Origin of the sequence: Brevibacillus laterosporus DSM 25, from assembly GCF_002706795.1 — a bacterium.
In the GTDB taxonomy this organism is placed as follows: domain Bacteria; phylum Bacillota; class Bacilli; order Brevibacillales; family Brevibacillaceae; genus Brevibacillus_B; species Brevibacillus_B laterosporus.
In genome coordinates this window covers 2,751,941-2,765,174 of record NZ_CP017705.1, presented here as the reverse complement: position 1 = coordinate 2,765,174, position 13,234 = coordinate 2,751,941, and the positions used below count along the sequence as shown (strand labels likewise).

At 41.3% G+C, this 13,234-nt stretch carries 9 protein-coding genes and 2 pseudogenes; 2 read left to right on the top strand and 9 right to left on the bottom strand.

What is annotated here, in order from left to right; translation table 11 throughout:
* The first annotated feature begins 196 nt into the window (after positions 1-196).
* Both BrL25_RS13315 and BrL25_RS13310 read left to right on the top strand, forming a co-directional pair.
* Entirely contained in the window at positions 197-1,714 is a 1,518-nt protein-coding gene (locus BrL25_RS13315; protein WP_018673542.1) for a sigma-54 interaction domain-containing protein, read from the top strand.
* A gap of 187 nt (positions 1,715-1,901) precedes the next feature.
* A complete protein-coding gene (locus BrL25_RS13310) occupies positions 1,902-3,323 on the top strand; it encodes an amino acid permease (protein ID WP_018673541.1) in 1,422 nt (473 codons plus the stop codon).
* 83 nt (positions 3,324-3,406) lie between these two features.
* Here the strand turns inward: BrL25_RS13310 and ilvA are convergent, their stop codons facing one another.
* From ilvA to BrL25_RS13270, 9 genes and pseudogenes are all read right to left on the bottom strand, one after another.
* Positions 3,407-4,666, bottom strand: coding sequence for a threonine ammonia-lyase IlvA (gene ilvA, locus BrL25_RS13305; RefSeq protein ID WP_018673540.1), 1,260 nt, complete (start codon positions 4,664-4,666; stop codon positions 3,407-3,409).
* Between the two features lie 598 nt (positions 4,667-5,264).
* On the bottom strand, positions 5,265-6,653 hold the full coding sequence (locus BrL25_RS13300; protein WP_018673539.1) for an L-cystine transporter: 1,389 nt from the start codon (positions 6,651-6,653) through the stop codon (positions 5,265-5,267).
* A 174-nt stretch (positions 6,654-6,827) separates the two neighbouring features.
* The gene (locus BrL25_RS13295) at positions 6,828-7,154 is read right to left on the bottom strand and encodes a YnfA family protein (protein WP_018673538.1); all 327 of its coding nucleotides are present in this window, start codon (positions 7,152-7,154) and stop codon (positions 6,828-6,830) included.
* A 26-nt stretch (positions 7,155-7,180) separates the two neighbouring features.
* A complete protein-coding gene (locus BrL25_RS13290) occupies positions 7,181-7,681 on the bottom strand; it encodes a GNAT family N-acetyltransferase (RefSeq protein ID WP_018673537.1) in 501 nt (166 codons plus the stop codon).
* A gap of 547 nt (positions 7,682-8,228) precedes the next feature.
* Positions 8,229-9,185 (bottom strand): annotated as a pseudogene (locus BrL25_RS26665) (BclA C-terminal domain-containing protein); the annotation flags it as partial.
* Between the two features lie 285 nt (positions 9,186-9,470).
* Positions 9,471-9,938: pseudogene (locus BrL25_RS26660) on the bottom strand (collagen-like repeat preface domain-containing protein); the annotation flags it as partial.
* A gap of 318 nt (positions 9,939-10,256) precedes the next feature.
* Positions 10,257-10,817, bottom strand: coding sequence for a sugar O-acetyltransferase (locus BrL25_RS13280; protein ID WP_018673535.1), 561 nt, complete (start codon positions 10,815-10,817; stop codon positions 10,257-10,259).
* Between the two features lie 171 nt (positions 10,818-10,988).
* A complete protein-coding gene (locus tag BrL25_RS13275; RefSeq protein WP_018673534.1) occupies positions 10,989-12,227 on the bottom strand; it encodes a stalk domain-containing protein in 1,239 nt (412 codons plus the stop codon).
* A 506-nt stretch (positions 12,228-12,733) separates the two neighbouring features.
* Complete coding sequence (locus BrL25_RS13270; protein ID WP_018673533.1) at positions 12,734-12,925, bottom strand: hypothetical protein; 192 nt, start codon at positions 12,923-12,925, stop codon at positions 12,734-12,736.
* Between the last annotated feature and the right edge of the window lie 309 nt (positions 12,926-13,234).

Genomic DNA, 13,234 nt, shown 5'->3' with positions numbered 1-13,234 from the left:
TTTTATGCATTTTCTATGCCAACAAAAAATTGTAAAGAAATAAGCTTTTTTTTGCACGAAATAAGCTTACTACGCAAAAAAAGTTTGCACAAACAGTTTCAAGCAGTTTTCATAGCAAAATTATTTTGCACCTCACTCCATCTATGTTAGAATGACTACACCAAATTGGAGAAAATACGAAATGAGGTGAGCTGCTATGTCCACGTCTCCGTTGATGGACGGAACAACCTTTCTAGCAATGGTTGCTCATATTTTGGACGAAATGAATGAAGGTGTACACGTAATCGACGCGGATGGCACCTCTATTTTATATAATCGTAAAATGGCAGAACTAGAAGGCATGCAAAAGGAGGACGTTCTTGGCAAGAAGTTGCTAGACGTTTTTCAATTTTCTCCTGATCAGGAAAGCACTTTGCTTCAAGCTCTACATAAAGGAGAGAGCTTGCGTCAGATCAGACAAACCTATTTAAACGGTAAGGGTAAAGAGATTACTACCATTAATAACACGCTCCCCTTGCAACAACATGGAACGAATATTGGAGCAGTGGAAATTGCAAATGATGTAACTAAAATGGAGCGCATGATACGTGAAAATTATTTCGCTAAAAAAGAGATAGGTAGCACGCGTTATACCTTTGCAAGCATCATTGGAAATAGTCCCGCCATTTGCGAAATGATTGAACACGCAAAACGAGTAGCCCGTACCTCCTCCTCCGTTCTGATTGTCGGAGAAACCGGAACGGGCAAAGAGCTGTTTGTGCAAAGTATTCATCATGCTAGTATGCGAGCCAAATCCCCTTTTATTTCGCAAAATTGTGCAGCTCTGCCAGATAGCTTAATCGAGGGGCTACTATTCGGTACAACAAAGGGTGCCTTTACAGGAGCTATAGAACGACCTGGTTTATTTGAGCAAGCAGAAGGCGGGACCTTATTTTTAGATGAATTAAACTCTCTTAACCTCCCCCTCCAAGCTAAATTGTTGCGCGCCTTGCAAGAGAAAACGATCCGACGTATTGGTGATACAAAGGATCGCGCAATTAACGTTCGCATTATCGCTGCCATTAATGAAGATCCAATCGAAGCGATCTCAAGAAACCAATTGCGGAAGGATTTGTATTATCGCCTAGGTGTAGTCACCCTACTCATTCCGCCACTTCGTGAACGTCGTGAGGATATTCCGACTTTAGCTAATCATTTCATCAATAAATATAACCGTCTGTTTCAAATGGATGTAGAAGATATAAACGAAGATGTACAGCGTTTTTTCGGAGATTATGATTGGCCCGGAAATGTTCGTGAATTGGAGCACTTCATTGAAGGTGCAATGAATTTAATGCTGACTGATGAAACCATCATTGCACTTGAGCATCTGCCTCTCCATCATATTCGCCGTAAACTACCTGGATCAGCCTCAATTCCTTCTTCATCAGCACCTGGGGTTCAGGCAAAAACGATTATAAGTCATAGAGCTTATTCGACAGAAACTACCAATACTCAACCAAATTTGCATGACTCTCATATACAAGATACCCTACACCTCTTACAGCAGGATTCATTGCCATTAAAAGAAGTGCTACACACCTTTGAAGGGATCTATCTTCGAAAAATATTAGATCAGTTTGCAGGAAATATATCCCATGCCGCAGAACATATAGGGATGAGTCGACAAAGTTTGCAATATCGCTTACGTCGTTTACAAAAAGAAAACCTGTAAGTATCAAATGCAAAAAAAATTGGCAGCAAAGTTTTTCACACAAAAAGCGACAATTTTTTTTGCATGCCCTTTTATTTATCTTTATAATTCAGAAAATTAGAATTGGTACGAATGTTGCATAATATTTAATTTGTAAACGCATACATCTCATTCTCACTGTGAGATCATAGAGAAAGGAGAGATGGACATGTCCCAACAACGTTCCTCTCATGAATTGCAACGTACGCTGAAAAGTAGACACTTATTTATGATCTCACTCGGCGGAATTATTGGTACAGGACTCTTCCTGGGCTCCGGCTATACCATTAGCCAAGCAGGTCCGATCGGGGCCGTCATTTCCTATCTTGTAGGTGGCTTTATCATGTATCTCACCATGCTATGTCTTGGTGAATTATCAGTTGCTATGCCTGTGTCTGGTTCGTTCCAGACGTATACAACTAAATTTATTAGTCCAGCAATGGGTTTTACCATTGGGTGGCTATACTGGTTGGGCTGGGCCGTAACAGTAGCCTTAGAGCTTCTATCTTCTGGTCTACTCATGCAACGATGGTTCCCAGATTCACCGGTCTGGATGTGGTGCGCAATTTTTGGCATTGTACTATTTTTACTCAATGCTCTTTCAGCCAAAGCTTTTGGTGAGACCGAATTCTGGTTTTCCAGTTTCAAGGTAGCGGCTATTTTAGCCTTTATCGTGCTCGGCGGAGCAGCAATGTTTGGTGTGATCCCATTCCGTAGTGGTGAGACTGCCCCTATGCTAAGTAATTTTGCTGAAACCTCTTGGCTACCTAATGGAATTACTGGTCTGTTACTCACAATGATAACGGTGAATTTTTCCTTTCAAGGAACAGAACTTATTGGCATTGCCGCTGGTGAGAGTGACAATCCAGAGAAAAACATTCCAAAGTCAATTCGGGCTACCGTTTGGCGGACACTCATCTTTTTTGTGTTAGCGATCACCATTCTAGCTGGTCTAATTCCCCATCAACAAGCAGGAGTGGTTGAAAGCCCATTCGTCATGGTATTCGACAAAATTGGTATTCCATATGCCGCCGATATTATGAATTTTGTTATCCTAACAGCATTACTATCCGTAGCTAATTCTGGTTTATTCGCAGCCACTCGGATGCTGTGGTCTTTATCTAAAACAGATATGGCCAGTCCAACACTTGGAAAAGTAAACAAAAAAGGCGTCCCAATGAACGCCCTGTTACTCACGTTTTCCATTTCCCTGTTATCCTTGCTTTCTAGTGTGTTTGCTGAAAATACCGTATATCTCTGGTTGATTTCGCTTGCAGGATTAGGAGCACAGGTAGGTTGGATTTCAATTTCTGCCTCTCAATTAGCATTCCGTAAACATTATCTAAAGAATGGCGGGAAGTTACGCGATCTCAAATTCCGGACCCCGTTTTATCCGATCCTGCCACTAATTAGTTTGACCCTCAATCTAGTTGTACTTATCAGCTTAGCATTTGATAAAGATCAGCGAATCGCCTTATATTGCGGTGGAGTGTTCGCTCTTTTCTGCTTACTCTATTACTTCCTACGGATTAAAAGAAAGCCCATGACGAATAACCCGCCAGAGGATGATAAAACGTACCACATCATCTAGCTACCATTTATACGCAGCCCTCTGATGTACATATCGAGGGCTTTACTTTTCCCCCTAATGTAAAAACCCTGCAATCGCTGATGCTAAATCAGCAGGTTAAACAAGGTTGGATTATGGTTGATTTCCATAAAAGGGAAGTTTTTTTGTCTCATCCGTTCCATTAATGCCCCATAATCATCTTTTTGTTTTAATTCGATGCCTACTAATGCAGGTCCATTATCCTTATTATTTTTCTTGGTATATTCGAATCTAGTAATATCATCTGTAGGCCCTAGTACTTCATCAAGAAATTCTCGCAGGGCCCCCGCACGTTGAGGAAAGTTAATGATAAAGTAATGCTTGAGTCCCTCAAAGATTAGAGAACGCTCCTTAATATCTTGCATACGATCAATATCGTTATTCCCTCCGCTGACGATACAGACTACATTTTTCCCTTTAATTTTATCCTTGTACTCATCCAATGCCGCGATGGTAAGTGCACCAGCAGGCTCAGCTACAATTGCATTTTGATTATATAAATCAAGGATTGTACTACATACTTTTCCCTCTGGTACCGTGACGATGTCGTCGATAACCTCTTTACATAGTTCGTATGAGAGTTGCCCTACTTGCTTGACCGCAGCTCCATCCACAAATGTCTCAATCTCTTGTAAAGCTACCACCTGATTCTCTTTAAAGGACTGCTTCATAGAAGCCGCTCCCTGCGGTTCTACCCCAATGACATCTGTTAGAGGGCTAATCCCTTTGACACATGTTCCAACGCCTGCTGCTAGGCCTCCCCCTCCGATACCTACAAACAGGTAATCCAATGCTTCTGACATATCATTTAGAATCTCCATTCCAACCGTACCTTGACCCGCAATGATTTTTTCATGATCAAAGGGGTGAATGAATGTTATATCATGTTCTTTACCATATTTGATCGCCTCAGAAAAAGAATCATCAAAGGTATCGCCTACCAATACAATCTCTACTAAATCACCGCCGAATAACTTCACCTGTGACACCTTTTGGCGAGGTGTTGTGCTAGGCATAAAAATCATGCCACGCGCTCCTAAGGCTTTACAGGAATAGGCAACCCCTTGCGCATGATTACCCGCGGAAGCACAAACGACACCGCGTTTCATTTGCTCTTCCGATAACGTACGCATGAGATAATAAGCTCCACGCAATTTAAATGAACGAACGACCTGTAAGTCCTCCCGCTTTAAGAACACATTGCATTGGTATTTTTCTGACAGAACCGCATTGTGCTGCAGAGGTGTTTTGATAATAACTTCTCGCAATAGATGGCTCGCCACCAGAATATCTTCTATGGTTAGTTTGCTGGTTGTTACATTCATCAGTTTCTCCGCCTCTCTATTTTTTTCGATAACAAAAAAACTCGCCTAGCATGAAAGCAGGTTACTTCCATTGCTTAGGCGAGAGTCGCGATACCACTGAGCATTCTCCGTTTTTTCACAAAAACGGACTCCACAAGTCTTATTCCACCTCAATCCATGGTACTCACATCTAGAGCTATCCATCTTCACACACGAGAGAGCAGGTTTGGAATAGACTTTAGTCCGATAACGTGAACAATTCGTTGTTATGTACTAATGATCCCAGAGACTGAGAGTTCGGTGTTTAATCTGACCCTACTCATGCTCTAATCTGTTCCACAACAAAGCTCTGAGGTGATTTTCAAGGAAAGATAGCGACCATCTTTGCAGCACATTGAGACGGCTCTCTGACACTAGAGCTTTCTTTTACTCTTCCTCTTCACGGCTTCATCCATATTTTTTCATAACATTCAAATACTTATTGTTCAGAATTATAGTGAGATGTCACAGGCTTGTCAACCTTACAAAAAAAGTGCCGCCAAGGACAAAGTATTTGTCTCAAGGCGACACTTGATAAGGAAACAGAGCAAAAGGGCTGTAAGAAAAGGCCGTAATTTCCTTACACCTCTACTTGTTTCTGCATTTGATTATTATAAATAGTGGTATCTAATTCCTTTGTTACACGGCTAGTAACCACACCTGCTACCATACTTCCGCTCACATTTAAAGCTGTACGCCCCATATCAATTAATGGTTCTACAGAAATTAACAAACCAGCTAATGCAATTGGCATGTTCATTGTAGATAGTACCAAAAGCGCAGCAAAGGTAGCTCCACCACCTACACCTGCAACTCCAAAAGAACTAATCGCTACGACAGCAATGAGAGTTACGATGAAGGAAGGTGTCAATGGATCAATTCCAATTGTAGGGGCAATCATCACAGCTAGCATTGCTGGATAAATACCTGCGCAACCATTTTGCCCGATGGACAAACCAAAAGATCCAGCAAAGTTAGCAATGCCTTCCGGTACTCCTAATTTATCACGTTGCGTTTCTACGTTTAATGGTAAAGCTCCAGCACTTGAACGTGAAGTGAACGCAAATGTCAAAACGGAAAACGTCTTTTTCAAATAAGAAATAGGGTTAAGTCCAGTAATAGCGAGTAAAATCAGATGAATCACAAACATAATCAGAATCGCAACATAGGACGCCAGAACAAACTTCCCTAATTTGAGAATTGCTAAGTAATCGCTGGTAGCTGTTACTTTTGTCATTAAAGCTAGTACCCCATAAGGAGTTAAGCGCAAAATAATGCTCACTACTCGCATAATAATCGTGTAAAATGTATCTACAATTTTTGCAAAGAATGTAGCGTGTTCTGGTTGTTTCCCCTTTATACCTAAGAACGCAACGCCAAGCAAGGCAGCAAAAATAACAACAGCAATCGTAGATGTAGAACGTTGTCCTGTTAAATCAAGGAACGGGTTAGCTGGTAATAATTCCACGATTTTTTGAGGAAGGGATAAATCCTGAATTTGGCCAAACGTTTTTTCTAATTGAGCAGCCCGAGATGTTTCCTGATCACCTTGCTGAATTTGCACAGCTTCTAAATTAAAAGCAAGTGTTGTTCCAATCCCAATAGCGGCAGCTAATGCAGTTGTTGCAATCAGGATACCGATAATTAAAGAACTGATTTTACCAATATTATTCGTGAGCTTAACCTTTGTAAAAGCAGCTAAAATAGATATAAATACCAGTGGCATTACAATCATCTGTAAAAGCTTAATGTAGCCTTTACCTACGACATTAAACCATTCTATAGAATCTTTTACAATGTCTGTTTTGGCCCCATAAATAAGTTGTAAACCAACTCCGAAGACAATCCCAACAGCCAGTGCAGTAAATACACGCTTCGAAAAAGAAATATGTTTCTTTTGCATGGTATATAGTCCAAAAATAATGAGTAACATGATAGCAATATTAAGTAAAATCCAAACTGTTGACAATGGATTCCCTCCGTTCTTTCTGATAAATTCTCATGAAGGTAACTAAAGCATATTCAAGTTATAATACATTAATTCCTATATGTAAAGTAGGATTTAAACTTTACCATATTTTTTTTGAAAATACCATATAAATAGGCATGACCCCTATCTGTTAAAAAGATAGAAACCATGCCTCTATGATCTAGGCGCCCACAAAATAACAGCCACACCAACTATACAAATCGCTGCTCCGAGCCAGTCATACATATCTGGGGTCTTTTTATCCACCAACCAGCCCCAAATAATCGCTAGAATGATAAATATACCACCATAGGCTGCGTATACCCGTCCAAATGTAGGGAATTTTTGCAAAGTTGGAACAATCCCATACGCGATAAGAACTAAGCCCCCTACAAGACCATACCAGGCTGGTTTTGCTTCTCGTAACCATAGCCAGATAAGATAACCGCCACCAATCTCAGCCAGACCAGCTGTGATAAATAAGAGAATTGCTACTAACAATGATCTCCTCCTTGAAGGAATGTCTTTTATTTATTTATACCATATAATTGTATCGTTTTATTCCATTTGCTAATTTCCTTTTTCCATGTCATCCCAACATTCTCTGCTACGCGTCTGGATGCTACGTTCCTTTTATCAATAAGAGAAATCAAACGGTCATACCCTAGTTTATGGAAACCATATTCTCTACAAGCAATCGCACATTCTGTAGCTAGTCCTTGTCCCCAATATTTTCGGACAACCAAATAACCAATCTCAATTTCTTGTTGAAGATTAATTTCTTGAGGTACCAAGCCACATTGCCCTATGAATTCCCCATCCTGTTTATTCTCAGCAATCCAAAAGCCTATTCCATATTTCTCATAGTTCCCCTGATTCCACTTGATCCACGCAACCGTCTCCTCTTCATTTTTTGTAGAAGGATAGAATTGCATAGCGATAGGGTCAGTAAATATCCGGCTTAATCTTTCCACATCTGATAAATCCATTTTTCGCAAGATCATTCTGTTTGTTTCTAATCGAAACATAGCCTGTCACCTCTTTTCAATAGTTTCCATCCCTTATGTAATACGTAGCAAAACCAAACAAAGATACCTCTCAAATCCTTATATATCTTTCTATTATAATTGGCACTATATTATAATTATTCGGGATATTCAACTCTTCCTTACAATTATATGTGTAAATAATTATATATTTATTTATAGAGATATTGCATGGATATATTCTAGTAAAAAAAGCATGATAAAAGTAACAAATGATTTATGTGTAAACATTAGAAAGCTTCTTTACGAATTTAGGATACTATCTATTTCATCAGGAAATTCTTCTGTATGCTCATTCTCGTTTGCTTTATGCATTGAGAAGCTGATGGTAGTTAAGTGAATAGGAGTAAAAACACAAGAGGAGTCTAGCAAGTTGGTATATACCTATTATTTCCTAATTTCACACAAATTAGCAACATTAAAATTTGTAGAGATTTCTCAACTGTTCACGAAGTACTATATACTAGGATATGTATAAAGCTGCCCTCCATATTTCAGAAGGGCAGCTTTTTTACATACAAATCTTGATCTAGCTTAAACGAATAATCGTGATACTCGTTGGTATAGTCGCAGCTAAGGTTGCTAACGCTGCTACACCGAATAGTTGTACCTGAATGTTTCCTCCAGCTGGTACAGGAACAATTACCTGTGCTTCGAATGAAGTTAGACCAACTAGCGGTGAAACAACGCTACCCGCTACTGGAACTCCATTGACTAAGATACGCGAGCTTACAAGAAGTGACAAAGTAATGTTAATGGAATAAGCAATGAGATAGTTACCGGCAGCTGCTACAGTAAATGTATCATTGGTTGCATTGACTGTAATGCCCGGTCCAATATCCTGAGCGTCAGGGAATGGAATAAGCGTACCACCTACCAATACAGCAATTTCGGTACCACTCGTATTGGCTGCAAAAGCAAAGGTTTGGGTAGCAAGTGCTCCTGTTGGGCCGGTTGGGCCGGTTGGACCGGTTGGGCCTGTCGCTCCGGTGGCTCCAGTCGCTCCGGTGGCTCCAGTCGCTCCGGTTGCCCCAGTTGCTCCAGTTGCTCCAGTCGCTCCGGTATCTCCGGTTGCCCCAGTTGCTCCGGTATCTCCGGTTGCCCCCGTTGCCCCGGTTGCTCCAGTCGCTCCAGTCGCTCCGGTATCTCCGGTTGCCCCGGTTGCCCCGGTTGCCCCCGTTGCTCCGGTATCTCCGGTATCTCCGGTTGCCCCGGTATCTCCGGTCGCTCCGGTATCTCCGGTTGCCCCGGTTGCTCCAGTCGCTCCGGTATCTCCGGTTGCCCCGGTTGCTCCAGTCGCTCCGGTATCTCCGGTTGCCCCGGTTGCTCCAGTCGCTCCGGTATCTCCAGTCGCTCCGGTGGCTCCAGTCGCTCCGGTGGCTCCAGTTGCCCCGGTCGCTCCAGTTGCCCCGGTCGCTCCAGTCGCTCCAGTTGCCCCGGTCGCTCCAGTCGCTCCAGTTGCCCCGGTCGCTCCAGTCGCTCCAGTTGCCCCGGTCGCTCCAGTCGCTCCAGTTGCCCCGGTCGCTCCAGTCGCTCCAGTTGCCCCGGTCGCTCCAGTCGCTCCAGTTGCCCCGGTCGCTCCAGTCGCTCCAGTTGCCCCGGTCGCTCCAGTCGCTCCAGTTGCCCCGGTCGCTCCAGTCGCTCCAGTTGCCCCGGTCGCTCCAGTCGCTCCAGTTGCCCCGGTCGCTCCAGTCGCTCCAGACGGTGTAAGGTTAGTTAGAATGATTTGAAGCTGCTGCAATAAACTTAAAAGAGTTTGTAATGTGACTGGGTCTACTTGGAAGAGTAAAGTAAATTCTAGCAGCGTATTGAGTAAGGATTGGAATTCAGTAGCAAAAGCACTTGGGTTAAATGGCTGCGTGTTTAATATAGTTAGTAATCCGGTAATGACAGAATTTAATTCTGCCAATTGACCAGGACTAAGACCAGCCTGAGTTCCAAACGTACTTAATCCTCGCAATAGTTGTACCAATGTGGCGATGTTATCTGGACTTGGCTCTGCAAAAACAGCTGGTACTGCGGTAATTAAACCATTTAGCAGTGAAATAAAGGGAGGAATTAGTCCCGGTGGTATCGAAATTGGGCCGCTTCCTGGACCGGTTGGACCAGTTGGACCGGTTGGGCCTGTTGAACCTGTTGGACCAGTTGGACCGGTTGGACCTTGAATAAAGGAAATAAAGGTTGACCTGCAAGTGTTAGAAGAGCTAGAACTCGAGCTGCAATGTTTATGTGCAAACAATGGGTCTCTTCTTAAATAAAGATCTAATTCTGTTTGAATAATGCTTTCGTAAATCTTGTCAATTTCAAAACGATTATCCAACCCAATAACACCTTCCTTTCTCCTTTACAGTATTCATTTTTTTTAAAATGGAATTGTGTAAACAAACTATTTTTCTAAAAAATGTACTTTTATCCAATCAAATAGCAATTCAATACTCTTTATCAAAAAAAAAGAAGCGCCCAAATTTATGATTTAGACGCTTCTTCACTTATGTAATTAACTCTGTGGCAATAGTAGTGATGATAGATAGATAGATTGATTCATTCCCTATCTTTTTTAAGACATAATCTCTTTAATAATCACTGCTGGATTTCCACCAACGACAACATTATCCGGCACGTTTTTCGTTACGACTGCTCCTGAGGCGACAACCACATTATGTCCAATCCTAACACCTGGATTAATGATAGCCCCCCCACCAATCCATACATGATTGCCAATAACGACCGGTTTACCATATTCCAGACCACTCGCCCGTTCTAAAGGGTGTAGAGGATGCATAGCCGTATAAATATGAACACCTGGCCCCAGCATACAATGCTCGCCTATACGTATTTCACAAACATCTAGCATGATGCAATCATAGTTGGCAAAGAAATGTTCTCCCAGATGAATATTGTATCCATAATCACATCGAAAGTTAGGTTGAATGATACAATCCTCTCCTTTCGAGCCGAATAGCTGAGATAATATACCCTTGCGTACTTCCTTTTCGGTTTCCAACGACTGATTGTACAACCTCGTCAACCTACTAGCCTGTTGACGTTCTTCACACAACTCTACATCAGAGGCGTCGTATAATTCACCGTCTACCATCTTTTGTTTTTCTGTTTTCATTACGTCACTCTCCTTATTTCTACACACAAATACAGTCACAGTCATGTTATCACGAATAAAATAAATATTGGTACAGCAATAAACGTTATGAAAAATCCATCCCTTCAATAATTATCAGGGATGGATTTGGTTATTACTGATCATTGTTAGATTGGATAAAAGAACCGATCCTTACATCTCTACAGCCTTTTTCATTTCCAAGTACGTAGGCTGTCCAATCAGCCCAATTCGCCATAGCGAAACACCTTTTAAATTGTATCGCTTAGCTAAACCAATTTTACTGTTAATGGTACTAGCATTTTCACTCCCCATAGAGATACCCAGGATCAGTTTCTCTTTTGGTACCAGCTTTAAAGCAAGCTGGATAGCCTCATTGACTTTGTCCAAATTCTCCGGCTGTCCTTTTTGTCCGTAGTCATAGGCCATGATAATCAAATCGTCTGCTAAAGTACCTAATTGTGCATAGTCGTAGCCTTTATAAGAACTGTTAGGAGGATGCAACACCAGTGACAGTTTTTTGCCTTCCTGATGCAGCACAGAAGCTAGTTGCCCAACAAATTCTGTATACATACGTTTCTCAAGCTCGATATCTCCGCTCAAGCCTAATCCCTCAAAATCTAAGGCAACCCCTTCAAATGCTTGATTACGCACAGCTTGTAAAATTCCATCGATCGTTTGTTGGCGTAGCTGCTCGGTTTGAAGCATCTTCATCAGTTCACCTTTGCCATCCGTAGAAAAAACCATGAAATAAGGCTGTGTTCCACCTGCTTTTGCCTCACTTACGATCCCCTCTGGTGTTACATCTCCTGCTGATTGAGGCCAATAAAAATCTTTGCCCTGAAGTGTAAATTCCCCTTTTTCATTGATTCTTGCCCATCCAAAGGACACTGCATCAAAGGAAGGGATAAGTTGTCGCTCACTAAATGAAGAAATGGCATAGAAAGCCATGGTATATATATCCTTTGGTGGAGATTGCAGTAATACAGTTTGGTTAGCCCCGTCCCAGTTAACCGTAGCCCCAAATTGCTCGCTGAAGACTCGCAATGGGATTAATGCACTTCCCTTGTACAACGTAGGACTTACAGCCAATGTGATTGGTTGATTATTCACATAAGCAGTAGCATTGTTGATTTGTAGTCGAAGCTCTGTTCCAGTTGTGTCATTTGATTTAGTTGCAACGATCGTCTGTGTTGCATTTTCCCATTGCACCTGAATTCCCATCGCTTCTGCAATCGCTCGGAACGGTACTAAAGTTGTTCCTTTTACTAACTGGGGCTGTACCGGAAAGGTTAATGGATAACCATCTAACAAAATTTTCGAATTACCACTTGCTAAGGACTGGAACGGCTGTAGGCTAAATAGCAACAGCAGTAATCCAGATAGCAAGAATGTCTTTACCCATATTTTCATCTCTATTTTCTCCCTGTCCTTATCCTTTTTTCTTTTGTCTATCTATTTCGCCATCATTTGCACATGCAAAACTCATTCAATCTATATTCCGAATCCTTTACCAGTCCAACACTTTTCGCCAATGTAGCCGTAGCATCAACCCTTGCTACACTCCAATAAAGCTCTTCTGTATTTTTTAGAAATGGGTAACCTTAATTTAATAACATAGCAAGGTTTCCACAACAGAACGACGGTAAGGTTTCAATTTTAATAGAATGGGGTTTTCCTGATACAAATGCTGACATAACATATGCTCACGATCAATTGTTCATGAACAATGCTCCAGCCATACCCTATCTGCATAAAGGCCCCTTAGGAATCCCAGAACAGCTCCAGCTTTTTTAACAAGAACCCTTTATTTTTAGAAGAGCGGAGTCTTGTAACAATTCAACTCGAAATGATCTATTTCGAAAAGTAGCTGAAATCTGTTCATCAACGAATTCGTTTCACATTGCTAAAATAACTAATTAGCTAAGTTTGCGACTAAGTGAAATTCTCCAATGCCTTGTAACCACAGAGGTAGGTTTGGTCTGGATCGTCAACAAAGACAAGTCTTTCGGATTGGTACCTTCAATCACTGCTTTGAAGAACAAGTTACATTCTGGCTTCAAAATCGATTGAAGCTTTAGAAAATCCTGTTTCTCCAGCTCCGTAATCATAGGCCGCCTACTCCTTCGTCTTTATTGGCTTATTGTAGATCATACCAAAAAATCACAAATGTTACTCTGTAAAATTACACATATCTAAAATTTTTTTTATTTTTTTAATAGAATTTGCTTTTTTTTTATCAATATGTTATGATTATTCTTGTGTTTTTCATATTAAAGATGATTTTTTTACCTTCACCCAACCAATTCTTTTTTCCTCGAAATGAATTACTCTCACTTGTTTTTCAAATCTCACGTCCAAAAACTATTTTCACAAAGAAGCGATTCATTTTACAGGCAAGCTTTTTGATTTACCCGATT